Below are 26105 nucleotides of genomic sequence, written 5' to 3'. Positions count from 1 at the left end.
TTTAAATTTTTTAGAGCGTAACAAGACTGGAAACTTTATCTTTCCAGTTTTTAATACTAAACACTTCAGAAACCTGCCGGTGTATTTCTAGTGGCGTATCAAATACTTCAGTATTGGATGAGTAAAGAGAAAATACCTTCTCTGCTACCAATTTAGCGTTCAGTCTGGCAACCAAATGGCCATTTTTTCCTTCGCGAATCAACTCGCGGGCCATCCCAACGTCGAAAGATACGACTGGAATGCCACACATGAGTGCCTCTGCGAGCATCATCGGACCGGCATCTTCAATCGAGGTATTTACGAAGACATTGACGGACCTATAGAGATCTGAAAGCTGCTCATCCCCTCGACGAAAACCAAACTCCTCAAACTCAATATGCTTGAAATCCACACCACTGAAAAAATCAGATTTCAAGCACAAAATACAAATTTTGGCTTCGCCTGACAACATTCGATCAAGATGAATCAGGGCTTCCAGTAAGTAGTTAAACCCTTTGCGTGGATCATCAACTTCATTCGCATTTGTCAGTATCTTAAAAATACCAACACGAGGCGCAGTCGCCGGAACATAGAATTGCTCATTGATAGGTATGGGCAATCTTATATATTCACCATAAGGAATCGCAGACGCTTTCGCCTCTTCTACAATCTTCTCGCTGCAACATAAGATCGTCGCCTCCATTGCTGCAACATTTATCGCCTTGGCGCGCAACTGGTAAGCCGCATAGTTACGAACACCATAATCGAGCGCAGGGCAATCGGAACAGTCAGAAACAAAACCTCTGCAACTCCAATAATAGTGACAGCCACCGGTTAAATGCGCCATATCCATCGTAATGAAATAAACCTTGCAGCCTGTATTCTTGTGAATTTCCAGTACGTCATGCGTATTGGCGAATCCTGCGACCCAATGCACAAACAAGAAGTCAGCCTGTTGGATCTCCGCCACAAGTTTTGGACTTAATCCCTGCCCCACGGATTCCCCACGGGTAAAAAACAGATATTTTTTACCACCCGAAAACTTTGATTTCGAAGCAACAGCGCTACGTATTTTCGAGAAAATTTTTGGTGGTAATAGACGTCTTAAAAGTGACTTCAGTCGGAGAACCTTATTATCACTTGAAATAATTTTTGTGGTGCTATCAATCAATTGCCTTTTTGATTCTGCAATGTAGATCTTGGAGTCATAGCCCAACGCAAGAAAAGCTTCATGGTAGCGCAATGCTGCACTTCCAGCCCCGCCAAAATCATTGGTAGATATATGCACTATTTTCGGGACTTTCATTTTTTGTCCATTAATAATTGTTCAGCCACCACACATTTTCTGCCACTGCCTTTGCGCAAATAAACTATTGCACTGAGCGCACTCACAACAAAGTAAAGTATATATGTCAGCATATAAGCTTGCATTACACTTTCAACACCGTGGGTTGATGAGCTAAATAGCGTAGCTAGACCCAAGAACATACCACCTTGAATAATTTCCGCAGCAATATATAGCTTGGTAGCAGCCTTCGCGACGGCGATAAATCCAAAAACATAGGAGCTAATCTTAAAGAAATCACCAATCAACTGGTAGGCGATCAAATCTTTAAGCGCTGAAAACTCCTCAGAAAACAACAGTGTTATAAAGTATCCGCGCCCTAGGTACAGTGTCAATGCACCAAGAAAAAAAGCGGCCTGAACAAATAGCAAACATTTAACAACCAGCGCGGACAGCTTGCCTTTTTCATTCTGAAGAGATGCTTTAGGCATGAAGTAGAAGGTGAGAAAAACAGTGAAGAACCCTAGATAAGCGGCTGAAAGCCTAATCGAAGCCTGCCAGATCCCCGCATCATGGAACCCCACTTGCTTAATTAGCATTTGGCGAACGAAAATTTCCACAATGGGAAAACAAACCGTACTAAACAGCAACATTACAGTATAAGAAAATAACTTTTGATAATTAGAATTTTGTGAAATCGAGAAATTTACCCGTCCCCAAAATTTAGACTTTCTAAAATAGAAAAACGCAGGTATAGCGCACAATGACGAGGCAAACACCATTGAAAGTGCGGCACCAGGCACCGCAAAGTAATAGATAACAGCCCAAAATAGCGGAATGGAAAGCAGGCTACCAAACAATTGACTGAATGCAAATACCTTAGTATCCGTTAGGCCATTGGAGACGCCAAAGACTATGTTCGCAAAAGCAAAAAGCAACTGCATGACGGCCAAGATACAAATCACCGGGTACATATCGCCGTTATTGAATACTAGCCTTGCTATGGTAACGGATAATGTGATGCCCAGTATCATCACCGCCAATGCAAAGCACAATGCATAGGAAGCTGATGCAGAGACAAAGCGAAACAGTAGAACTGGTCTGCCTCTATACTCTGCCGTGTACTTAACAACACCGTTGATGATCCCTCCCCCTGACAACACAGTGAGAATACTTACCACACTCATCATGTGCCCCAACTGGCCGATGCCGTCCGGGCCTAGGTAAACAGCCATGATTTTCAGTAGTGCGAACCCGGCAAGTATTTTTGCACCATGGGCGAGAGAGGTGAGAGCCAACGACGATACCATAGTCATCTTAGGTTACTCATGACCTCAACAACTGCATCTATAACAGTTTTATTTTCTTCCTCTGTCATATTGAAATACAACGGAAGGCGAACCAAACGTTCACTTTCGACGGTAGTAAACTTATCTTCTCCAGCAAATCGACCGAAGACTTCTCCGGCAGGACTAGAGTGCAGTGGAATATAGTGAAAAGGCGCCAGAATACCTTTCTGACCCAACGCGGCGATAAACTTGCTACGCACATAAATATTTTTGAGCTTTAAGTAATACATATGGGCATTATGGCTGACCGAGCTCGGTAAAAACGGTCGGGTTAATACGCCTTGTTGTTCGAGATGAGCAAACGCCTGATGATAGTTATTCCAGATTTGCATTCTTCTTTCATTGATTTTATTAGCGTTCTCAAGCTGCGCATACAGGTACGCTGCTTGGAGTTCACCTGGCAGGAAACTCGACCCCAGATCCCTCCAAGTGTACTTGTCCACCTGCCCACGGAAGAATTGTGAGCGGTTGGTGCCTTTCTCGCGAATAACTTCAGCACGGAGGATAAAGCGCTCGTCATTGATCAACAGCAAGCCGCCTTCCCCGCCGCTCGTGTAGTTCTTGGTTTCGTGGAAGCTATACGCAGCCAGATGTCCAATAGTTCCCAGAGGCTTTCCTTTATAGGTAGACATCATGCCTTGCGCTGCATCTTCCACTACAAAGAGATTGTACTTTTCAGCTAATGCCATAATGGTATCCATTTCACACGCAATACCTGCGTAATGAACAGGAACAATGGCCTTGGTTTTTTCAGTAATTGCAGCTTCAATGACCGTTTCATCGATATTCATAGTTTCCGGATGAACATCGACAAATACAATTTTCGCACCTCGTAACACGAATGCGTTGGCTGTACTGACGAATGTGTAACTAGGCATGATAACTTCATCGCCCGGCTTTATGTCGATCAGCAACGCAGCCATTTCAAGCGCTTGGGTACAAGACGGTGTCAGCAGATTTTTTTTGCACCGTAGGTTTTTCTCGAACCAATCCTGACATTTCTGGGCGAAGTCACCGTCACCCGACATCTTGTTACTTCTCATGGCCTTGATAACGTATTTATCTTCTTCGCCAATGTAAGGCGGCTTGTTAAATGGAATCACATTAACCCCTGCTGCTAAATGAACTACTTAATTTTGAAAACACGACTATAAAAACTTCGCCAACGATGATGACTATCACTTAGGCGCACACACGCTCAGATCTCAGCTAACGATTGCAAAAAATCATCTTCGAGTTGCAACAGGTCCTTCTTTCTTTCCTTAACTCGCCTAGCGGGTACACCAGCGTAAATCCCCCAGGCTGTCGTGCTTTTTGTAAGTAGGCTCATTGCACCAACCGAACAACCAACTTCGACTTTTACTCCAGGCAAAATAGTGGTCCCGGCGCCAACGATGACATGCTTTTCCAAGTGAACAGATGCGAATAATTCCTTTTTAAATTTTTTCGGAATTAACGAATTCGCAAGTGTTTCACCGCTGTAGTCATCTGACTGCGCGAATACCTTGACGCCATATGCAAGCGTGCAAAAATCTTCCATTATTACCCCAGGCGTCCCTCCCGCCACCAGACACATAGGCGTTATATGGTTAAATCGCCCTATTTTCACATTCCCTGAAATAATGCAGAAATCATCAATACGGGAGTAATCGCCTACTTCTATCTGATCGGCATTATAAATACACGCTTTATCACTGATTTTCACATGCCGGCCTAATGCTTTAAACCCCAAACATTCAAGTTCGACCTGATTGATGTATGCCATTTTCCACAGCTCCGACATGTAATTTCTAATATTAAGCTTACTTACAATCTACGTGCGGTCATCAGATCACGCTACGCCGAGCCAGGCAGCTTAAAGGCCTAACTTTTTCACTCTTCACACGCTACCGCCCCAGGATTTCTCGCCGCTTCCCTGAAAACGTCCCAATCCTCACTGCCCAGCGGCGCAGCGTGATGGCAGCTTAAATACGCCACACATCCGCCCGTAACACGTTGACCTGGGCTTGATGGCACATGATATCCATCAGCAGCAAGGCACGTTTCGCACCGCGCGCTGAGAAGACGAAAATCGAATCAACGCTTGAAAATTCGCCTTCAGCTATGGTGGCCGTTTCGCCGACGCCAAAACACGTAGCCCGCTCTTTGTAACTGCGCAGCTGCAACTCTTCAATTAACTCATCAGCGACCGCCAGCGGAAACCCACCAAACGCCACCACCTTCGTTACGCCCGGGTAGAAAACAGCGGCGCCCAGTTCGTTTCTTTAGACATATGTATAAATAGGCAGCCTGGGAAAAGCGACTCTTCGACAAATTGCAACGCTCCACTTACGACTCTGTGACGCCGGGACCGAGGCCTACAGCACACATCTCCTTGGCGTGCGAGGTTTTCCTCGTCCCGCTCGGGCTTGCTTTGCACCAGGTACCAATCTCGCCTCTTGTTCGCTGACGATTTAGAGATAGTGGTAAAGCGGTTCATATCCACGTATTACGCACCTGGTACTCTCCTCGCTTGCTTTGCCAGAATGTCGGCTTATTCCTTCTATTCCTAGCTCCTACTATTGACATCCACATCGGCTCATGATTCAAATTCACAAATTCTAGACTCAACAGAGAATACGAACTAGAAAAGCTAGCCTGGAACAGCTTGCCATGCGATGCATGGGTCATACAAATCAACTCTTTCCAGCCACGATTCAAGATGGAGAAAACTCTAAAACATCGCTGAATGATACAGGCCCCGCGCTCCATTTCAAGAAGTCCACGCTTACCACGCGCCTTTAGCATCACAACGCCATAGCCCTAAATGACGCGTGGTCGTTGAGATCCGCAAACTTTTGGGTCCGACTGCAAATAACAGGCAGATAGCCATTATCCCGCACAGCCGAATCAATCCAGAAGCGGAGGAATGGCGCTAAAGCGACGCGCTTACGGGCCTGATATCCGTTCGACCCATGAGAAAAAAATGGCAACAAAGAAATACAACATTCCAGGTTTTTTAATGGACAATCCTGGCACAGTACTCTACCGGACTTCACAGCCATTTAATCGTCTTACACCATATTCTCGGCGGTCAGAGATTTATTCCGAGGCTCACCTGTCAGCGTTGCAACACCCTTCTTTTCGGCAGGGCCGTTATAAAAAACGTGTCTGGACAAAACAATCAGCAATCCAACGATCCCACCGAGCAGCAGCCCAAGCATTATGATCAAGGCACGCTTAGGCTTTACTGGCGCTAAAGGCTCAAGCGCTTGGCGGTCAATCGTAACTAGCTTCATATTGCTGATATCAAGGTTGCCGAGATTGCGTAACCTCACTAACTCAGCCCTTAATGGCTCAACCCCTTGGAGAAAGAGATCTTCATTTTGGCGCTGCTTCAGAATCTCAATCTCTCGATTGCTTTTCAACAAATCAAGCTCCCGAGCAATCTGCGCGATGCGGCCTTCGGTAAAATCATCTGCCTTACGCCGAAGAAGAGCTGAACGCTCCGCTTCTAGAGCTTCAACACCCATAAAATACAAAGGTATTTGCTGATTGTTTATCTCTGTACGCATAACGCTTGATTCTCCCAAGCGACCCGCTTCACCCAGCGCCGAAGGCGTAGTCGGCTTTTGTATATTGAGGCTCTTCGCAATGCTTATCGCCTCAGTCAAAAGCGCAATCCTATCCATACGTCCCGTCTTGAGCTGCAGTCGCAACGCGCTCAACTCATCCTGTAACTGTGCGCGCTTTACGTTATCTGCTTCTTGCAGCGTCGCTATGCGGGCTTCTTTACCTGTCTGGTAGCTCGAACGAGCAGCCTCAATTTTCCCTTGGAGCTCCGCCAGACGGTTATTGATGATTGCTTTTAGATCAGCAGCAATATTGTCGCGCTCGGCATCGATAGCATATTTAACAAAGCTATTAAGTATCCGTACACCGTCCACATTACCGGAATAACTAAGCTCCAACCCAATAAATGCGCTAAGTAAATCGGCTTTCTTCGGGTCGGGCAGAACCAGCTTGAGGGCGTCTCGATTGAACTCATCAAAGCTTTGTTCCAATGATCTGCCTGGGCGTTCAAACTTTTTGAATAGACCTTGATTCGCCCGAAAAAAACCCAGCCGTGTTTCATATGACTCTAGAGAAGCCCCGACTTTTATAAGCGCATCTCCAGGAGGAAGCTTATAGACTTCGGAGCGATTCAATGCATCCAATTCGTTTATAGCGGCGGGTCGAAGGACGCTGCTGACCTGGTACTCCGGCGTGACCAAAAAAGCATAAGCAGCAGCAGCAACGCCAAAACTGGCGGCGGTAAGCATGATTAGCTTTTTTTGCTTCCAGAAAGCTTGAAAAAGAGCTACGAGATCAATGTCGCTGGACGAGGGTACCGGGGGCGCGCGGAAGCTACTACTCACAACAAAAACCTGCCTTCAAAGAGAAACTGCGGGCTCGTTATGCAGACCAAATTGCGTATTTTTTATTCTAATTAGATGACCGCCAAAAACCCGGCGTCTTTGCCAAATTTTTAGCTCACAAAATGCCCGTTATCGAGAACAGATGGCATTCTGTCACCTCTCTGACATATTACAAGTCTTGACATAACTGTAGGAGGTTTCCCTAACGCCTAGGGATCGCCCTTATCAAGCCCCATCGGGGAGGAAACAACAGAAAGAACATTCGAGTAACCGGACCAATATCGATAACTCTGCAACATTTACGGCGGCCCAGGACGCACGCCTGCAGAAAACAAGGCATTAGCCGTAAAGCAGAATTATCTGACAGGCGGTCACTACACCAGCATACCGATCCCGTCACAGGCGATGGATACGATTTCTAGCTCCGACTCACCGGAACGGGCTTAGGGCGCCGAGCACGCGTCAAAGCGCCCAAAAACGGTCCTATCAACATCCCAACAAACAGAGCAATCACGACAAATACAGACACTGGCATTTGCCCGGTAGACGAGCCGAAGAACGAAAGCGAAGTGCCCTGCTGGTTCTCCAGCACAAAAACCAGAACCACCAAAGCAACAACCAATACAGTCACTACTGCCGCAACACGCTTAACCCCACGCATAATCTTCTCCTACCCCAAAAACCCTCAGACGCCTTCTTCCTCGTCTTCGTTCACCCGATCCCGCAATTCCTTGCCCGGCTTGAAGTGAGGCACGAACTTGCCATCGAGGCTAACGGACTGACCAGTCTTCGGATTACGCCCCACACGCGGCGCCCGATAATGCAGTGAAAAGCTACCAAACCCACGAATCTCAATTCGATCACCGGTAGCCAGGCACTGTGACATCTGTTCAAGCATGGTCTTGATGGCCAGCTCGACATCTTTGGATGAGAGCAGCCCTTGATGGGTGACAATTCGTTCGATCAACTCCGACTTCGTCATATTTTTCCCTTCTTTTTCAAGCAGCTAGGAAAAGCGCTTCGAAGGTTTTAGCATGACCGGAGGAATTTGAACAGCCCATGTATTGACTTATATTCAAAGACTTGGGGTGTAACTCGAAGAGAGCAGGCATTGCACCCCACGGCAGCCAGCCCTCGCTCAGCCTCACTGAAGCCACTCCAGCGCGATCACTGCCAGATAGAGCCTACAAGCGCGAATGCGCTGCCAACGTGACGACAGCGCTCCAGCCGCAGAACGCCAAGGCGACGCTGCACACAACACCAAATCCCAGCCACAAAAAAGGGCGACCGAAGTCGCCCTTTTTTTATGGTCTAACAGAACTTAGTTCTGTTTTTCCATTTGTGCACGCAGCAGGTCGCCCAGAGTGGTAGGACCAGCAGAAGGCTCAGAGGTAGCTGGCTTGTCGCGCAGGCTCTGGATGGCTTCTTTCTCTTCAGCATCGTCTTTCGACTTGATGGAGAGCTGGATTACGCGGCTCTTGCGGTCAACGCTGATGATCTTGGCTTCTACTTCTTCGCCTTCTTTCAGAACGTTGCGCGCGTCTTCAACGCGGTCACGGCTGATTTCGGAGGCTTTCAGAGTCGCTTCGATATCGTCGGCCAGAGTGATGATGGCGCCTTTAGCGTCAACTTCCTTCACGATGCCTTTAACGATTGCGCCTTTGTCGTTCTCTTGAACGTACTCGGAGAACGGATCGCTTTCCAGTTGCTTGATACCCAGGGAGATGCGCTCGCGCTCTGGGTCAACCGACAGGATAACGGTGTCCAGCTCGTCGCCCTTCTTGAAACGACGAACAGCTTCTTCGCCAACTTCGTTCCAGGAGATGTCGGACAGGTGAACCAGGCCGTCGATGCCGCCGTCCAGACCAATGAAGATACCGAAATCGGTGATCGACTTGATGGTGCCGGAGATTTTATCGCCCTTGTTGAACTGGCCAGAGAAATCTTCCCATGGGTTAGATTTGCACTGCTTGATGCCGAGGGAGATACGACGACGCTCTTCGTCGATGTCCAGAACCATAACTTCCACTTCGTCGCCGACTTGTACGACTTTCGAAGGGTGGATGTTTTTGTTGGTCCAGTCCATTTCGGAAACGTGTACCAGGCCTTCCACGCCTTCTTCCAGCTCTGCGAAGCAGCCGTAGTCGGTCAGGTTGGTAACACGCGCGGTGACGCGAGTGCTTTCTGGGTAACGAGCCTTGATAGCGACCCATGGATCTTCGCCCAGCTGCTTCAAGCCCAGGGAGACACGGTTGCGTTCACGATCGTACTTCAGAACCTTGACATCGATCTCGTCGCCAACGTTGACGATTTCCGATGGATGCTTGATACGCTTCCAAGCCATGTCGGTAATGTGCAGCAGGCCATCGACGCCACCCAGATCGACGAATGCGCCGTAATCGGTGAGGTTCTTGACGATACCTTTGACTTGTTGGCCTTCCTGCAGGGATTCCAGCAGAGCTTCACGCTCGGCGGAGTTCTCTGCTTCCAGGACGCTGCGACGGGAAACGACAACGTTGTTGCGCTTCTGGTCGAGCTTGATGACCTTGAATTCGAGTTCTTTGCCTTCCAGGTGCGTGGTGTCGCGCACAGGACGAACGTCGACCAAAGAACCTGGCAGGAACGCACGGATGCCGTTAACGTCGACAGTGAAGCCGCCTTTAACCTTACCGTTGATAACGCCCTTGACCACTTCTTCAGCTGCGAAGGCTGCTTCGAGAACAATCCAGCATTCAGCGCGCTTGGCTTTTTCACGGGACAGCTTGGTTTCACCGAAACCGTCTTCAACCGAGTCCAGAGCAACGTGAACTTCGTCACCGACATTGATAGTCAGGTCACCAGCATCGTTGTAGAACTGTTCCAGCGGGATCAGAGCTTCAGACTTCAGACCAGCGTGAACGGTTACCCAGCGAGCTTGGTAATCGATATCAACGATAACACCGGTGATGATGGAGCCTGCCTGAAGGTTCAGGGTTTTTAGGCTTTCTTCAAAGAGTTCCGCAAAGCTTTCGCTCATTTTAATTCCTGTTGATAAGGGCGAAGAATACGCCCATCTCCACACCCCAGACGGTGTGGGTCAGTTTCAATTAAAAGAAGCACCACAGGACTATGACTGGTCCCCTGCGGCCTTCTTGGTCACCCGGCGATATCGCGAATGGCGATTTCACTCAAGATGCGTTCCAGCACCTGCTCGATGGACAACTCCGTGGAATCCAACTGTATGGCGTCAGCCGCCGGCTTGAGCGGGGCTACCGCACGCTGGGTATCACGCTCATCGCGTGCACGGATCTCATCTAGCAGACTCGACAGACTAACACCATCGACTTTGCCCTTCAACTGCAAGTAACGGCGGCGGGCCCGCTCCTCGGCACTGGCAGTCAGGAAAATCTTCAGCGGCGCCTCGGGAAACACCACTGTGCCCATGTCGCGGCCGTCAGCCACCAGACCCGGCGGCTCCTGGAAAGCCCGCTGGCGCTGCAGCAACGCGTCACGTACCGCCGGCAATGCGGCGACCTGGGAGGCCCAGGAACCGACCTGCTCGTTACGCAGGTCGTCGGTCACATCGTCCCCTTCCAGGATGATGCGCTGGGGATGACCTTCCGTCGCCCCGACGAACTGCACGTCAAGATGCGCAGCCAGCAGCTTCAGCGACTCTTCATTGGTCAGGTCGACGCCATGGTTGCGTGCGGCAAAGGCCAGCAAGCGGTACAGCGCCCCGGAGTCCAGCAGGCACCAGCCCAGGCGCTTGGCCAGGATGCCGGCGATCGTGCCTTTGCCCGAGCCACTTGGCCCGTCGATGGTAATCACCGGTGCTTTGATATTCACAATTGAGCCTCTTGGGCAACACGAATGCCGACTTGGGCACACAGTGTAAGAAAATTCGGAAAAGACGTAGCCACGTTGGCACAGTCATGGATACGAATCGGCGCAGCGGCTCGCAGGGAGGCCACGCTGAAAGCCATGGCAATCCGGTGATCGCCATGGGCATGCACTTCACCACCGCCTATTACGCCACCGTCGATGATAATCCCATCAGGGGTCGGTTCACACTTCACGCCCAGGGCGAGCAGACCGTCGGCCATGACCTGGATCCGATCGGACTCCTTGACCCGCAACTCCTCTGCCCCGCGCAATACCGTTCGGCCTTCGGCGCATGCCGCAGCCACGAACAGCACCGGAAACTCATCGATAGCCAGCGGAACCAACGCCTCGGGAATCTCGATCCCCTTCAACAGCGCCGCGCGAACACGCAAATCAGCAACAGGCTCGCCACCCACCTCCCGCTGGTTTTCCAGGGTGATATCCGCGCCCATCAGCCGGAGGATATCGATCACTCCGGTACGGGTCGGATTGACGCCCACATGCTCAAGCAAAAGCTCGGAGCCTTCGGCAATCGACGCTGCCACCAGGAAGAACGCCGAGGAGGAAATATCCCCCGGCACTTCGATATGCGTAGCGGTCAGAGCGTGACCGGACTCGACCGAAGCCGTAGCACCCGCCACCTTCACCGGATAACCAAACCCACGCAGCATTCGCTCGGTATGATCACGGGTCGGCGCCGGCTCGGTAATCGAGGTTTTACCCTGCGCATACAACCCGGCCAGCAACAGGCAGGATTTAACCTGAGCACTGGCCATCGGCAATGTGTAAGTCAGCCCTTTAAGTGCCTGGCCACCGCGAATGGTCAGCGGTGGGCGCCCTTCCGGCCCGGTCTCGATCACCGCGCCCATTTCGCGCAATGGCTTGGCCACGCGATTCATCGGACGCTTGGACAGCGAGGCATCACCCGTCAACACACTGTCAAAGCTCTGGGCCGCCAGCAAGCCGGACAACAGCCGCATGGAAGTGCCGGAGTTACCGAGATAGATCGGTCCTGGCGCCGGCTTCAAGCCATGCAGGCCAACCCCGTGAATGGTGACGCGCCCATGGTGCGGGCCTTCAATCACTACACCCATGTCGCGAAACGCCTGCAAGGTCGCCAGGGCATCTTCACCCTCCAGGAAACCCTCTACCTCGGTAACGCCGTCCGCCAGGGAGCCGAGCATGATTGAACGATGGGAGATCGACTTATCCCCAGGCACCCGAATCTGCCCGCTCAAGCGGCCACCGGGATTGGCGAGAAACACCAGGTCATCAGCGTTTGCAGCCGCATCCATATAAGCCCGGCGCGCCAGAATCTTGCTGAAATGCTCCCGTGCCACCCGCGCACGGGTGAACACGCCCAACAACTGATGCCCGTCGCCTGCATCCACCGCGTCGCGCAAGGCGTCGAGGTCGCTGCGGAACGTATCCAGGGTGCGCAACACTGCGTCGCGGTTGGCGAGGAATATGTCGTGCCACATCACCGGGTCGCTACCGGCAATCCGGGTAAAGTCGCGGAAACCACCGGCGGCGTAACGGAAAATCTCGAGGTTCTCGTTGCGCTTGGCCAGCGAATCCACCAGGCCAAACGCCAGCAAATGTGGCAGGTGACTGGTCGCCGCCAACACTTCATCGTGGCGCTCGACCTGCATATGCTCGACATCCGCCCCCAGCTCGCGCCAGAGCCGATCCACCGCGGCCAATGCCGCAGGATCGGTTTCATCCAGCGGCGTCAGAATCACTTTATGGCGACGGAACAGCTGCGCATTGGACGCCTCAACGCCGCTCTGCTCTGACCCGGCAATCGGATGCCCGGGCACAAAGCGCGCAGGCATGCCACCGAAGGCCAGCCGCGCCGCACGCACCACATTGCCCTTGGCACTGCCGACATCGGTCAGGATTGCCTGCCCAAGATCCATGCCGGCCAACAGCGCCAGCAACTTCTCCATGGCCAGGATCGGTACCGCCAACTGAATGACATCCGCACCCCGGCAGGCAACGGCGAGGTCCGCCTCACAGCGGTCCACCACGCCCAACTCCACCGCCAGCTTGCGCGACTGCGGGTCCAGGTCCACACCGACCACTTCGCCACACAGGCCGCTTTCCCGCAGGCCCTTGGCGAAGGAGCCGCCGATCAATCCCAGACCGACCACCACCAGGCGACCGATCATAGGCACAGCAGGTTGCAATGCAGTGACATCAACCACGAGCCAGAACCTTGGCCAGCGCCTCGAGGAAGCGGCTGTTTTCAGCAGGCAGTCCGATGGTGATGCGCAAGTGGTTCGGCATGCCGTAATTGGCCACCGGACGCACGATCACACCTTCACGCAACAGGCCCTGGAACACAGGAGCGGCCACTTGCCCCAGGTCGACACAAATGAAGTTGCCCTTGGAAGGAATCCAACCCAGGCCCAACTCACGGAAGCCTTCCTGCAACTGCAGCATGCCGCTTTCGTTGAGGCGACGACCTTCTTCCAGGTACTCAGCGTCCTGCACCGCAGCGCAAGCCGCCGCCAGCGCGAGGCTGTTGACATTGAATGGCTGGCGAACGCGGTTCAGCACATCGGCCACCACCGGGGTGGACAGGCCATAGCCGACCCGCAGCGACGCCAGGCCGTAAGCCTTGGAGAACGTACGCGAGACCAGCAAGTTCGGATAAGCCGCGAGGAAGTCCAGGCCGTCCGGCAGGTCGCTGCCTTCGGCGTACTCGATGTAAGCCTCGTCCAGCACCACCAGCACGTGCTCAGGGACGTCTTGCAGGAAGTTGTCCAGCACCTCGGCGCTGAACCAGGTACCGGTCGGGTTATTCGGGTTGGCGATAAATACGACGCGGGTCTCCTCGTCGATGGCCGCCAGCATGGCCGGCAGGTCATGCCCCCAATCCTTCGCAGGGATCACGCGAGCTTCAGCGCCCACGGCCTGAGTGACGATCGGATAGACCGCAAACGCATGCTCACTGAACACAGCGTTCAGGCCCGGCGCCAGATAGGCACGCCCGACCAGCTCAAGAATGTCGTTGGAGCCGTTACCCAAGGTCACCTGATTCAGCTCAACGCGGCATTTTTCCGCCAACAAGGACTTGAGCTCAAAACCATTCCCATCCGGATACCGAGTCAGCTCAGCCAGCGCGTCACGAATCGCAGCCAATACCTTGGGGCTTGGGCCCATCGGGTTTTCGTTACTGGCCAGTTTTACGATCTTCGACGGATCCAGGTTCAACTCACGCGCCAGCTCGTCCACAGGCTTGCCCGGAACGTAAGGCGACAGTTGTTGCACGCCCGGCTGTGCCAGGGCGAGGAAGTTGCCACTCATGTTAAAGCCTCACAAAACCGCTTTCGGGTAGGAGCCCAGCACCTTGAGTGCCACGGCTTCCTGACTGATTTTCTCGAGCACACCCTTGACCAGTGGGTCGCGGTGATGGCCGACGAAGTCGATAAAGAACACATAAGTCCATTTACCGCTGCGCGAAGGACGAGTCTCGATTCGCGTCAGGTCAATCCCGTTGTCGTGGAACGGCACCAGCAGCTCATGCAGCGCGCCAGGCTTGTTGCTCATGGAAACGATGATCGACGTCTTGTCGTCGCCGGTCGGCGGCACTTCCTGACTGCCGATCATCAGGAAGCGCGTGGAGTTATCCGGGCGGTCCTCGATTTTCTCGGCCAGGCGCGTCAGGCCGTAGAGGCCCGCGGCCATGTCGCCAGCAATTGCCGCCGAATTCCACTCACCCTTGACCCGCTTCGCCGCTTCGGCGTTGCTGGACACTGCCACGCGCTCCACATTCGGGTAGTGCGCGTCCAGCCACTTGCGGCACTGGGCCAGGGACTGGGCGTGGGAATAGATGCGGCTGATGCTGTCGGTCTTGGTGTTTTCGCCCACCAACAGGTGGTGGTGGATACGCAGCTCAACTTCGCCGCAAATCACCATGTCGTGCTCAAGGAAGCTGTCGAGGGTGTGGTTGACGGCGCCTTCGGTGGAGTTTTCCACCGGTACCACGCCAAAATTCACCGCCCCGGCTGCCACTTCACGGAACACTTCGTCGATCGCAGCCATAGGTTTGCTGATCACAGCGTGGCCAAAATGTTTCATGGCCGCGGCCTGGGTGAAGGTGCCTTCAGGGCCGAGGTAAGCCACTTTCAGCGGCTGCTCCAGCGCCAGGCACGAAGACATGATTTCACGGAACAACCGCGCCATCTCTTCGTTGCCCAACGGGCCCTTGTTGCGTTCCATCACGCGCTTGAGCACCTGGGCTTCACGCTCCGGCCGGTAGAACACCGGCACTTCGCCTTCAGCCAGGGAAGCCATCTTCACCCGTGCAACTTCCTGGGCACACCGCGCGCGCTCACTGATCAGCTCCAGGACTTTCTCGTCCAGGCTGTCAATGCGTACGCGCAGCGCCTTGAGTTCTTGCTCAGACATTAGCCGTGTTCCTTTTCGAACTCTGCCATGTAAGCCACCAGCGCCTTGACGGCGTGGATATCCACAGCGTTATAGATGGAGGCGCGCATGCCACCTACCGAACGGTGGCCCTTGAGGTTCAACAGGCCGCGCTCGTCGGCGCCGGCCAGGAATGGCTTGTCCAGGCGGTCGTCAGCCAGACGGAACGGCACGTTCATCCACGAACGGTCAGTCAGGTTGATCGGGTTGCTGTACAGGCCGCTGGCGTCGATGAAGTCGTACAAGGTACGTTTCTTCTCTTCGTTGAGCTTGCCCATGGCAGCCACGCCGCCCTGCTCTTTCAGCCATTCGAACACCAGGCCCGAAAGGTACCAGGCGAAGGCCGGCGGCGTGTTGTACATCGAGCCGTTGTCGGCCGCGACCTTGTAGTTGAGCATGGTCGGGCACAGCGAACGCGCACGCCCCAGCAGGTCTTCACGGATGATGTTGACCAGGATGCCGCTCGGGCCGATGTTCTTCTGCGCACCGGCGTAGATCATGCCGTACTTGGACACATCGATAGGCCGCGAGAGGATGTCCGACGACATGTCGCACACTAGCGGAACATCGCCCACTTCCGGCACCCAGTCGAATTCCAGGCCGCCAATGGTTTCGTTCGCGACGTAGTGAACGTAGGCCGCATCCTTCGACAGCTTCCATTCGTTCTGACCAGGAATGGCGAAGTAGTCGTAAGGCTTGGCAGTGCCCGCCACATTGACGTGACCGTAACGGGAAGCCTCTTCAATGGCCTTCTGCCCCCAGATACCAGTATCGATATAGTCGGCAGTGCCACTTTCCGGCAGCAGGTTCAGCGGGATCTGAGCAAACTGCTGGCTCGCGCCGCCTTGCAGGAACAACACTTTGTAGTCAGACGGGATGTCCAGCAAGTCGCGCATATCCTGCTCGGCCTTGGTGGCAATGGACACGAACTCATCGCTGCGATGGCTCATTTCCATCACGGAGAGGCCTTTTCCATGCCAGTCGAGGAGTTCACCCTGCGCGCGCTGCAGGACTGCTTCAGGAAGCGCCGCGGGACCGGCACAGAAGTTATAGGCTCTCTTGCTCACATCCAATCTCTCTGATCTGGTGGGACTGAAATCAAACACTGTAGGAGCGAGCTTGCTCGCGAAAAACCCGAGAGCGCAAGGGCGTATCAGGCAGCCCGCGTTATCGTTGGCGATTTTCGCGAGCAAGCTCGCTCCTACAGGGGGCGGCGTTGTATTTCAAACGGGACAAACAACAAGGGGGCGAATCTTCATCCGCCCCCTGTGTGTCCGCTTATTCCTGCGGTTCTTCTTCGTCTGCGGCAGCGTCGAGTGTTGGCTCGTCGACGTTGTCATCGCCTGCTGCGATCACCTCGCCTTCAAACTCCTCACCTTCCAGCTCTTCGCCTTCCACTTCCGACGGCTCCTGGACACGCTCAAGGCCGACCAGTTTTTCGTCCTTGGCCAGCTTGATCAAGGTCACACCCTGGGTGTTACGCCCCAGGCTCGACACTTCATCAACCCGGGTACGTACCAGGGTGCCCTGGTCGGAAATCAACATGATCTCCTCGCCGTCGAGCACCTGGACCGCGCCGACCAGACGGCCATTGCGGTCGTTGCTGACCATGGCGATAACGCCCTGGCCACCACGCTTGTACTCCGGGAACTCGCTGATGGCGGTGCGCTTGCCATAACCACGCTCGGAAGCGGTGAGGATCTCGCTGCCTTCTTCCGGGATCAGCATCGAAATCAGCTTCTGCCCTTCCGGCAGACGCATGCCGCGCACACCGCGGGCAGTACGGCCCATGGCACGAACGTCGGACTCCTTGAAGCGCGTAACCTTGCCGCCGTCGGAGAACAGCATGACTTCACGCTCGCCGTCGGTGATGGCCGCGCTGATCAATACGTCGCCTTCGTCCAGTTCGAGGGCGATCAGGCCCACGCTGCGTTGACGGCTGAAGGATTCCAGCGGGGTCTTCTTCACGGTGCCCTTGGCGGTGGCCATGAAGATGAAGTGACCTTCGGTGTACTCGTCTACCGGCAGCATGGTGGTGATGTATTCATCACTGTCCAGCGGCAGCAGGTTGACCAACGGACGACCACGGGCGGCGCGGGACGCTTCCGGGATTTCGTAGGTTTTCAGCCAGTACACCTTGCCCTTGCTGGAGAACAGCAGCAGCGTGGTGTGGCTGTTGGCAACCAGCAGGTGAGCGATGTAGTCCTCATCCTTGACGCCGGTAGCCGATTTGCCTTTACCGCCACGACGCTGTGCCTGGTACGCAGCCAACGGCTGGGTCTTGGCATAGCCGCCGTGGGAGATGGTCACGACGCGATCTTCTTCCGGGATCATGTCACCCAGGGTCAGGTCGAGACGGGCATCGAGAATCTCGGTGCGGCGCACGTCGCCGTATTCGGCGCGGATCACTTCCAGTTCTTCGCGGATCACTTCCATCAGGCGCACGGCGCTGTTGAGGATGCGGATCAGCTCGCCGATCTGGCTGAGAATCTCCTGGTACTCGGCCAGCAGTTTCTCGTGTTCCAGGCCGGTCAGACGGTGCAGACGCAGTTCCAGAATGGCCTGGGCCTGTTCCGGGGACAGGAAATACTTGCCGTCGCGCAAGCCGTATTGTGGGTCCAGGGTCTCCGGGCGGCACGAATCGGCACCGGCACGTTCAACCATCGCCACTACGGCGCTGGATTCCCACGGCATCTTGATCAACGCTTCTTTAGCTTCCGACGGGGTCGGCGAAGCCTTGATCAGGGCAATGACCGGGTCGATGTTCGACAACGCAACCGCCTGGCCTTCCAGGATGTGGCCGCGTTCACGGGCCTTGCGCAGTTCGAACACGGTACGGCGGGTCACCACTTCGCGGCGGTGACGCACGAAGGCTTCCAGCAGATCCTTGAGGTTCAGGATGCGCGGGCGGCCGTCGATCAGCGCAACCACGTTGATACCAAACACGCTTTGCAGCTGGGTCTGGGCGTAGAGGTTGTTGAGGATCACCTCAGGCACTTCGCCACGACGCAGCTCGATCACCACGCGCATACCGTCTTTGTCAGACTCGTCGCGCAGTTCGGTGATGCCTTCCAGCTTCTTCTCTTTAACCAGCTCGGCGATCTTCTCGATCAGACGCGCCTTGTTCAACTGGTAAGGGAGTTCGGTGATGACGATCTGCTGACGGCCACCGACCTTGTCGATGTCTTCGATCATCGAGCGGGCGCGCATGTAAATGCGGCCACGACCGGTGCGGTAGGCTTCGATGATGCCGGCGCGACCGTTGATGATCGCGGCAGTCGGGAAGTCTGGACCCGGGATGTATTGCATCAGCTCATCGATGGTCAACTCAGGGTTGTCGATGAGGGCCAGGCAACCGTCGATGACTTCACCGAGGTTGTGTGGCGGGATGTTGGTGGCCATGCCCACGGCGATACCGCTGGAGCCGTTGACCAGCAGGTTGGGAATACGGGTCGGCATGACCGCCGGGATCATTTCGGTGCCGTCGTAGTTCGGCACCCAGTCCACGGTTTCTTTGTGCAGGTCAGCCAGCAGCTCGTGCGCCAGCTTGGTCATGCGCACTTCGGTGTATCGCATGGCCGCAGCGTTGTCGCCGTCGACCGAACCGAAGTTGCCCTGGCCGTCTACCAGCAGGTAGCGCAGGGAAAACGGCTGGGCCATCCGAACGATGGTGTCGTACACCGCAGTGTCGCCGTGAGGGTGATACTTACCGATCACGTCACCGACAACACGGGCAGATTTCTTGTACGGCTTGTTCCAGTCGTTACCCAGCTCGCTCATCGCGAACAGCACACGCCTGTGCACGGGCTTCAAGCCATCGCGCGCATCAGGCAGTGCCCGACCGACAATTACGCTCATCGCGTAGTCGAGGTAGGACTGTTTCAGCTCGTCTTCGATATTGACCGGGAGGATTTCTTTGGCCAGTTCGCCCATGAGAAGCCTGATTCCTTTTTCGGGTGAAACCTCGTCACATCCTATGGGACGAACGAAGCTCGCCGCTGCTGGCATGATGCCTGGCAACGACTTACGACAAATCAACGAGTTATGACACGGATCTGCGCATTAAAGGTTACCCCTTGGGGTGACCCTGGAAACCGCCGGATGTTATCACAATCGCCGCCACGCACCTATCCCCCTGATGCGCATGGAGCATAGTAAGTTGACGGATGACAGGCTTGACGGCGACGAGAGGGGCTTAGAACTGGATCCAGGATGTTTTTTGGGGACGAATTGCCTTAATGCAGGCGCTTACGACACATCAATTGCGCCATCTTCGCCGTGTCCGGGCGTTCGACGATGCCTTTTTCAGTGACGATCACATCAATCAGGTCCGCTGGCGTTACATCAAACACCGGATTGAAGGCGTCTACATCGGCGGCTACGCGGGTGCCGCCGACTTCCAGCAGCTCCCGGGCATCGCGCTCTTCAAGCGGCACGTCATCACCACTGGCCGCCATCAGGTCGATGGTGGAGCTGGCTGCCACCACCATGAAGCGCACGCCGTGGTGCATGGCGCACACCGCCAACTGATACGTGCCGATCTTGCTGACCACATCACCATTAGCCGCAATGCAGTCGGCACCGACGATCACCCAGGTCACACCCTTGGTCTTGAGAATATGCGCGCCGGCCGAATCGGCATTCACGGTGACGGGGATGCCCTCATTGGCCAACTCCCAGGCCGTCAACCGCGAGCCTTGCAGCCAGGGCCGGGTTTCGTTGGCGTAGACCCGCTCCACCATGCCCTCCAGGAACGCCCCGCGAATCACGCCGAGGGCCGTACCCACGCCGCCCGTCGCCAGCGCGCCCGCATTGCCATGGGTCAGAATCGCCTGGACGTTGCCCTGGTGCTTGCGGATCAGTTCCACACCCAGTTGCGCCATGGTCAGGTTGGCTTCGCGATCACTTTGGTGAATCGCTACCGCCTCGGCTTCCAGCACCGCCAGCGGGTCGGCGTGTTTCTTGAGGCGATCGAGGCAATCACGCATCCGCTTCATGGCCCAGAAAAGATTCGACGCCGTCGGACGGGTATCCGCCAGCAATGCGTAGTCCTCTTCCCAGGCAGCCTGCCAGTCATCGCCCTCGGCGATGTGAGCACGGGCGGCCAGCACCAGGCCATACGCCGCACTGATGCCAATGGCCGGCGCACCGCGTACCACCATCGAGCGAATGGCCTCAGCCACCTCGGCAGCACTGTTGCAGACGACCCAGGTTTCTGCAGACGGCAAAACACGCTGATCGAGCAGGTACAGTGCGCCATCACGCCAGTCGATGGCCTTCACTTTCTCCGCAGCCAACAGTCGATCGCGCATCCCTCACCCCGCACTCATGAACAAAAGCCGCCGATTATAGCGATCCGCCAGCCAGGACGCTCGGGTATACTTCGCCGTTCTTTATAGATGCCAGGGAAACCACCCTCGATGACGCCAACTGCCGCCCCGCTCGACTTATTGCTGCTGCCCACCTGGCTGGTACCTGTCGAGCCTGCCGGCGTAGTGCTCAAGGAGCACGGCCTGGGCATTCGTGACGGGCGCATTGCATTTATCGGCCCACGCGCCGCGGCCTTGAAGCTCGCAGCGACCGAAGTGCGCGAACTGCCGGGCATGCTGCTCAGCCCCGGCCTGATCAACGCCCACGGCCACGCGGCCATGACGCTGTTTCGCGGCCTGGCCGACGACCTGCCGCTGATGACCTGGCTGGAAAACCACATCTGGCCCGCCGAAGCCAAGTGGGTCGACGAAGCCTTCGTGCGCGACGGCACTGACCTGGCGATCGCCGAGCAGATAAAGGGTGGCATCACGTGTTTCTCGGACATGTACTTCTTCCCGAAAGTCGCCAGCGAACGCGTGCACAACGCAGGCATCCGCGCGCAAATCGCCATCCCGATCCTGGATTTCCCGATTCCCGGTGCCGCTGACGCCGACGAGGCGATTCGCCAGGGCGTCGAGCTGTTCGGCGACCTCAAGCATCACCCACGGATCAAAATCACCTTCGGCCCCCACGCGCCGTACACCGTCTGCGATGAAAACCTGGAAAAAATCCGCATGATCGCCGAGGAGCTGGACGCCTCGATCCACATGCACGTGCATGAAACCGCCTTCGAAGTGCAGCAGTCCGTTGAACAGCGCGGTGAACGCCCGCTGGCACGGCTTGGCCGCCTGGGTTTGCTGGGGCCGCGCTTCCAGGCCGTTCACATGACCCAAATCAGCGATGACGACCTGGCTTTACTGGTAGAAAGTAACACCAGCGTGATCCACTGCCCAGAATCCAACCTGAAACTGGCCAGCGGCTTCTGCCCGGTGGAACGCCTGTGGCAAGCCGGCGTCAATGTGGCAGTAGGCACCGACGGCGCCGCCAGTAACAATGACCTCGACCTGCTGGGCGAAACCCGCACCGCCGCGTTGCTGGCCAAGGCCGTCGCCGGCTCGGCCACCGCCCTGGATGCCCACCGCGCCTTGCGCATGGCCACCCTCAACGGCGCCCGGGCCATGGGCCTGGAAAGTGAAATCGGCTCGCTGGAAGTCGGCAAGGCCGCGGATATCGTGGCCTTCGACCTGTCGGGCCTGGCGCAACAACCGATCTACGATCCGGTCTCACAGCTTATATATGCCACCGGACGCGATTGTGTGAAACACCTTTGGGTCGGCGGCAAGCAATTGCTCGACGACCGGCAACTGACCCGCCTGGATGAGCAACAGTTGTGCGCCACGGCCATCGCCTGGGGCCAGCGCATCAGCGGACACAGCGAATAACGCCGGCCCTGGCAGCACATGCCAGGGCCAGCAAAACGTTTTATCAGATTTAGAGGATTCCCCATGAGCAACGTCGACCACGCTGAAATCGCCAAATTCGAAGCCCTCGCCCATCGCTGGTGGGACCGCGAAAGCGAGTTCAAACCCCTGCACGACATCAATCCGCTGCGGGTCAATTGGATTGACGAACGCGTCAACCTGGCCGGCAAGAAAGTGCTGGATGTGGGTTGCGGCGGCGGGATTCTCAGCGAATCCATGGCCCAGCGCGGCGCCACCGTGATGGGTATCGACATGGGTGAAGCGCCATTGGCCGTGGCCCAGTTGCATCAGCTGGAATCCGGCGTGAGCGTCGAATACCGCCAAATCACCGCCGAAGAGCTGGCCGAAGAAATGCCCGGGCAGTTCGATGTAGTCACCTGCCTGGAAATGCTCGAGCACGTGCCGGATCCATCCTCGGTGATCCGTGCCTGCTTCCGCATGGTCAAGCCCGGTGGCCAGGTGTTCTTCTCCACCATCAACCGCAATCCGAAGGCCTATCTGTTCGCGATCATCGGTGCCGAATACATCATGAAGCTGCTGCCTCGCGGCACCCATGACTTCAAGAAATTCATCCGCCCTTCCGAGCTGGGCGCCTGGAGCCGCCAGGCCGGGCTGACCGTCAAGGACATCATCGGTTTGACCTACAACCCGCTGACCAAGCACTACAAACTGGCCAGCGACGTTGACGTCAACTACATGATCCAGACCCTGCGCGAGGAGTAAGCCTGTGAAGTTGCGAGCGGTTCTTTTCGACATGGACGGTACCCTGCTGGACACCGCGCCGGACTTTATCGCCATCTGCCAGGCCATGCGGGCTGACCGCGGCCTGGCACCGATGAACGACCAACACATCCGCGATGAAATCTCCGGCGGCGCCCGGGCGATGGTTGCCGTGACCTTTTCCATGGACCCCGAGTCCCCAGGCTTTGAAGAGCTGCGCCAGGAATTCCTGGAGCGTTACCTCAAGGGCTGCGCGATTCACAGCAAGCTGTTCGAGGGAATGGAAGAGCTGCTGGTGGAAATCGAGAAATCCAAGCTGATCTGGGGCGTGGTCACCAACAAGCCACTGCGCTTTGCCGAACCGATCATGCAGCAACTGGGCCTGGCCGAACGCTCGGCGCTGTTGATCTGCCCGGACCACGTGAAGAACAGCAAGCCGGACCCGGAGCCGTTGATCCTGGCGTGCAAGATGCTCGACCTGGACCCGGCGAGCGTGCTGTTCGTGGGTGATGACCTGCGGGACATCGAATCGGGCCGCGACGCCGGCACCCGCACTGCGGCGGTCACCTACGGCTATATCCACCCGGACGACAACCCGCGCAACTGGGGTGCCGACGTGGTGGTGGATCACCCGCTGGAATTGCGCAAAGTCCTGGACAGCGCCCTGTGCAGCTGCTGATTGGGACTGCCTGAGGTAGATGCAACTTTGTGGCGAGGGAGCTTGCTCCCGTTCGACTGCGCAGCAGTCGCGAAAAGCTGGGGCTGCTTCGCAACCCAACGGGAGCAAGCTCCCTCGCCACAGAAGCCTTAGCTGCAATCAATCACATGGATTTTCTGTGAACTTTGTCGAGGTTGTTTATGTTTGATTACTCCGCACGTCCAGAACTGCTCAAGGGCCGGGTCATCCTGGTCACCGGCGCCGGTCGCGGAATCGGTGCCGCAGCGGCAAAGACCTATGCCGCCCACGGTGCCACCGTGCTGTTGCTGGGCAAGACCGAAGCCAACCTGGCCCAGGTATATGACGAAATCGAAGCCGCCGGCCAGCCACAGCCGGTGGTGATCCCGTTCAACCTGGAGACCGCCCTGCCCCATCAATACGATGAGTTGGCAGCGATGATCGAAAAGGAATTCGGCCACCTCGACGGCGTGCTGCACAACGCCTCGATCATCGGCCCGCGCACGCCCATCGAGCAGCTGTCCGGTGAGAACTTCATGCGGGTGATGCACGTGAACGTCAACGCGATGTTCATGCTGACCAGCACGCTGTTGCCGCTGCTCAAGCTGTCCCAGGATGCGTCGGTGGTGTTCACTTCCAGCAGCGTGGGCCGCAAGGGCCGGGCTTATTGGGGGGCGTACGGGGTGTCGAAGTTTGCCACCGAAGGCCTGATGCAAACCCTGGCGGACGAGTTGGATAACGTTGCACCGGTGCGTGCCAACAGCATCAACCCGGGCGCCACCCGCACCAGCATGCGGGCGCAAGCGTATCCAGGGGAGAACCCGACCGATAACCCGACACCGGAAGAAATCATGCCGGTGTACCTGTACCTGATGGGGCCGGACAGTACGGGCATCAATGGGCAGGCATTTGACGCGCAATAACTATCTGGAACATAGCGCAACCTAATGTGGGAGCGGGCTTGCTCGCGAAGGCGGAGTGTCAGTCAACAGAGATATCGACTGATCCACCGCCTTCGCGAGCAAGCCCGCTCCCACATTTGTATTGCGGTGCTCTCTAGAACTTAGTTCTTCACCACTTCCTCAAGGGTGAAACGCCCCAGCGGGTTTTGCAGGAAGTTGCTCACGTTCTTGCGTGAGATGTTGATGTACGGGCTGTAGTACAGATCAATCCAGTTCACATCCTGTTTCGCCATTTTCTGCAGGTCCACATACATCTGCTCGCGCTTGACCGGATCCGCCTCGATCCGTGCGGCCGCCACCAGGTCTTTCACTTTGTCGTTCTTGTAGCGAGTCATGTAGTTCTGGTTGGTGTCGTGGCCCAGCACGAAGGTGGTCTTCTGGTCCGGGTCGAGGATGTCGTTGGTCCAGTACATCACCGAAATATCGTATTCGCCGTCCACCAGCATCTGCCAGCTTTGGGTCGGGTCGACCTTTTGCAGGTTGGCCGTCACACCGACCTTGGCCAACTGATCCTTGATCATCACCGCAATCTGCTCGTCGGCTTCGTTGCCGGCGTTGACCACGTAGTTCAACTTCAAGTCCTGGGCGCCGGCAGCGGCCAGCAGTTTCTTGGCTTCGGTCGGGTCATACGGGCGTTGCAGGTTGTTGGCGTAGTGGTACAGCGAGCCTTTTGGGATGTAGGAATAGGCCACGGTGCCTTGGCCGAAGGTGGCGGTTTTCACCAGCGATTGTTTATCGATGGCCATGTCCAGCGCCTGACGCACTTCCGGCTTGGCCAGCAGGCCGTGGGCATGGTTGATCAACAGGTGATCTTCACGGGTCGACGGGTCGGAGTGGACCACCACGTTCTTGTCTTTTTTCAGCTCTTCAACCCGGGAGAACGGGACGAAGATCGCCGTGTCCAGTTCGTTGTTCTGCACCATGCGCATGCGCGTGTTGTCGTCAGTGACCGACACCCACTCCACGCCATCCAGGCTCACGTTACTGGCCTGCCAGAAGTTCGGGTTCTTCTTCAGGATCACCCGATCGCCCTTGCGCCACTCTTCCACGGTAAACGCGCCGGAGGTCACCGGGTTTTCCGAGTAGGCGTCTTCGCCCATCTTGGTCATGGCTTTTTCCGACAGGATCGACACCGTCGGCGAAGCGAGTTGCGAGAGGAAGGCGACCGCCGGGGTTTTCAAGGTCACGACCAGGGTCTGCGGATCAGCAGCCTTGGCGGTATTGATCAGGCTGAACGGGTCGCTCCACAGCGAGGCCTTGTTGTCGCGAATGCGCAACAGGCTGAAGGCGGCGTCGTCAGCAGTGATCGGCGAGCCATCCGAGAACTTCGCGGCCCGCAGTTTGAAGGTGTACGTCAGGCCGTCCTTGGAAATGTCCCAGCTTTCTGCCAGCCCCGGCTCCATCTTGGTGCCCAGGTTATCCACGCGTACCAGGGTGTCGTAAACGTTGGCGAACACCCAGGTGTCGCGGTTCTGCGCGCTTTTGATCGGGTCAAACGTGGTGCTGTCTTCGCGGCAACCGATGGTGAGTACACCGGCCGCGTGGGCGATACCGGCGGTCAGCGACCACGCAGTGAGTGTGGCGGCGGCGAGCAACTTCAAGTGACGGGATTGCATGTCATAACTCCTTGTCTATAACGGCGGTTGTTCAT

22 protein-coding genes are annotated in these 26105 nt (G+C 55.9%); 4 read left to right on the top strand and 18 right to left on the bottom strand.

From position 1 onward, the window contains the following. Window positions 1–10: 10 nt before the first annotated feature. From ACA046_RS09120 to mtnA, 17 genes are all read right to left on the bottom strand, one after another. Window positions 11–1285 carry a glycosyltransferase gene (locus tag ACA046_RS09120; RefSeq protein ID WP_497676309.1) on the bottom strand — a complete coding sequence of 425 codons (1275 nt, stop codon included), beginning with the start codon at window positions 1283–1285 and terminating at the stop codon, window positions 11–13. After that, a complete protein-coding gene (locus tag ACA046_RS09115) occupies window positions 1282–2580 on the bottom strand; it encodes an O-antigen translocase (protein ID WP_497676308.1) in 1299 nt (432 codons plus the stop codon). The genes ACA046_RS09120 and ACA046_RS09115 overlap by 4 nt, the downstream gene beginning before the upstream one ends. Then, complete coding sequence (gene rffA / locus ACA046_RS09110; RefSeq protein WP_497676307.1) at window positions 2577–3716, bottom strand: dTDP-4-amino-4,6-dideoxygalactose transaminase; 1140 nt, start codon at window positions 3714–3716, stop codon at window positions 2577–2579. Before rffA ends, ACA046_RS09115 begins: the two co-directional genes overlap by 4 nt. Window positions 3717–3811: 95 nt before the next feature. Beyond that, a complete protein-coding gene (locus tag ACA046_RS09105; RefSeq protein WP_497676306.1) occupies window positions 3812–4378 on the bottom strand; it encodes an acyltransferase in 567 nt (188 codons plus the stop codon). A gap of 199 nt (window positions 4379–4577) precedes the next feature. Further along, window positions 4578–4832 carry a hypothetical protein gene (locus tag ACA046_RS09100; protein ID WP_497676305.1) on the bottom strand — a complete coding sequence of 85 codons (255 nt, stop codon included), beginning with the start codon at window positions 4830–4832 and terminating at the stop codon, window positions 4578–4580. Window positions 4833–4837: 5 nt separating this feature from the next. Next, window positions 4838–5092, bottom strand: a complete 255-nt coding sequence (locus ACA046_RS09095) for a transcription termination/antitermination NusG family protein (protein ID WP_497677057.1) — start codon at window positions 5090–5092, stop codon at window positions 4838–4840. Window positions 5093–5666: 574 nt separating this feature from the next. Further along, window positions 5667–7010, bottom strand: coding sequence for a Wzz/FepE/Etk N-terminal domain-containing protein (locus tag ACA046_RS09090; protein ID WP_497676304.1), 1344 nt, complete (start codon window positions 7008–7010; stop codon window positions 5667–5669). Between the two features lie 418 nt (window positions 7011–7428). Then, window positions 7429–7671: a LapA family protein gene (locus ACA046_RS09085; RefSeq protein WP_497676303.1), complete on the bottom strand. Its 243-nt coding sequence runs from the start codon at window positions 7669–7671 to the stop codon at window positions 7429–7431. Between the two features lie 24 nt (window positions 7672–7695). Next, complete coding sequence (gene ihfB / locus ACA046_RS09080; RefSeq protein ID WP_003218804.1) at window positions 7696–7992, bottom strand: integration host factor subunit beta; 297 nt, start codon at window positions 7990–7992, stop codon at window positions 7696–7698. Window positions 7993–8331: 339 nt separating this feature from the next. Then, window positions 8332–10026 carry a 30S ribosomal protein S1 gene (rpsA, locus tag ACA046_RS09075; RefSeq protein ID WP_003218806.1) on the bottom strand — a complete coding sequence of 565 codons (1695 nt, stop codon included), beginning with the start codon at window positions 10024–10026 and terminating at the stop codon, window positions 8332–8334. Between the two features lie 119 nt (window positions 10027–10145). Further along, window positions 10146–10835: a (d)CMP kinase gene (gene cmk / locus ACA046_RS09070; RefSeq protein WP_003172653.1), complete on the bottom strand. Its 690-nt coding sequence runs from the start codon at window positions 10833–10835 to the stop codon at window positions 10146–10148. Then, window positions 10832–13042 (bottom strand): bifunctional prephenate dehydrogenase/3-phosphoshikimate 1-carboxyvinyltransferase, encoded by a 2211-nt coding sequence (locus tag ACA046_RS09065; RefSeq protein WP_497677056.1) that lies wholly within the window; start codon window positions 13040–13042, stop codon window positions 10832–10834. The genes cmk and ACA046_RS09065 overlap by 4 nt, the downstream gene beginning before the upstream one ends. Before the next feature lie 28 nt (window positions 13043–13070). Next, complete coding sequence (gene hisC, locus ACA046_RS09060) at window positions 13071–14183, bottom strand: histidinol-phosphate transaminase (protein ID WP_497676302.1); 1113 nt, start codon at window positions 14181–14183, stop codon at window positions 13071–13073. A 9-nt stretch (window positions 14184–14192) separates the two neighbouring features. Next, entirely contained in the window at window positions 14193–15287 is a 1095-nt protein-coding gene (gene pheA, locus ACA046_RS09055) for a prephenate dehydratase (RefSeq protein ID WP_003218812.1), read from the bottom strand. After that, window positions 15287–16372 carry a 3-phosphoserine/phosphohydroxythreonine transaminase gene (serC, locus tag ACA046_RS09050; protein WP_177045562.1) on the bottom strand — a complete coding sequence of 362 codons (1086 nt, stop codon included), beginning with the start codon at window positions 16370–16372 and terminating at the stop codon, window positions 15287–15289. The genes pheA and serC overlap by 1 nt, the downstream gene beginning before the upstream one ends. Before the next feature lie 211 nt (window positions 16373–16583). After that, window positions 16584–19238 (bottom strand): DNA gyrase subunit A, encoded by a 2655-nt coding sequence (gene gyrA / locus ACA046_RS09045; protein WP_497676301.1) that lies wholly within the window; start codon window positions 19236–19238, stop codon window positions 16584–16586. A 302-nt stretch (window positions 19239–19540) separates the two neighbouring features. After that, window positions 19541–20617, bottom strand: a complete 1077-nt coding sequence (gene mtnA, locus ACA046_RS09040) for an S-methyl-5-thioribose-1-phosphate isomerase (protein ID WP_403767530.1) — start codon at window positions 20615–20617, stop codon at window positions 19541–19543. 108 nt (window positions 20618–20725) lie between these two features. Between mtnA and ACA046_RS09035 the strand changes: the two genes are divergently transcribed. The 4 genes from ACA046_RS09035 to ACA046_RS09020 all read left to right on the top strand — a co-directional run bounded on the left by ACA046_RS09035 (window position 20726) and on the right by ACA046_RS09020 (window position 24415). Continuing rightward, window positions 20726–22057 carry a TRZ/ATZ family hydrolase gene (locus tag ACA046_RS09035; RefSeq protein WP_218263388.1) on the top strand — a complete coding sequence of 444 codons (1332 nt, stop codon included), beginning with the start codon at window positions 20726–20728 and terminating at the stop codon, window positions 22055–22057. A 63-nt stretch (window positions 22058–22120) separates the two neighbouring features. Further along, window positions 22121–22819 (top strand): bifunctional 2-polyprenyl-6-hydroxyphenol methylase/3-demethylubiquinol 3-O-methyltransferase UbiG, encoded by a 699-nt coding sequence (gene ubiG, locus ACA046_RS09030; RefSeq protein WP_017477312.1) that lies wholly within the window; start codon window positions 22121–22123, stop codon window positions 22817–22819. Between the two features lie 4 nt (window positions 22820–22823). Beyond that, window positions 22824–23495, top strand: a complete 672-nt coding sequence (gene mupP / locus ACA046_RS09025; RefSeq protein ID WP_459027147.1) for an N-acetylmuramic acid 6-phosphate phosphatase MupP — start codon at window positions 22824–22826, stop codon at window positions 23493–23495. A 179-nt stretch (window positions 23496–23674) separates the two neighbouring features. Then, entirely contained in the window at window positions 23675–24415 is a 741-nt protein-coding gene (locus ACA046_RS09020) for a YciK family oxidoreductase (RefSeq protein ID WP_076017288.1), read from the top strand. Between the two features lie 140 nt (window positions 24416–24555). On the opposite strand, the gene ACA046_RS09015 is transcribed toward ACA046_RS09020, so the two are convergent. Further along, window positions 24556–26070 (bottom strand): ABC transporter substrate-binding protein, encoded by a 1515-nt coding sequence (locus ACA046_RS09015; protein ID WP_167662591.1) that lies wholly within the window; start codon window positions 26068–26070, stop codon window positions 24556–24558. Window positions 26071–26105: the final 35 nt, after the last annotated feature.

The sequence above is a fragment of the Pseudomonas sp. LBUM1641 genome (genome assembly GCF_059716235.1).
Note: the sequence above shows the minus strand (reverse complement) of the source record. Positions and strands in the feature narration are given on the sequence as shown.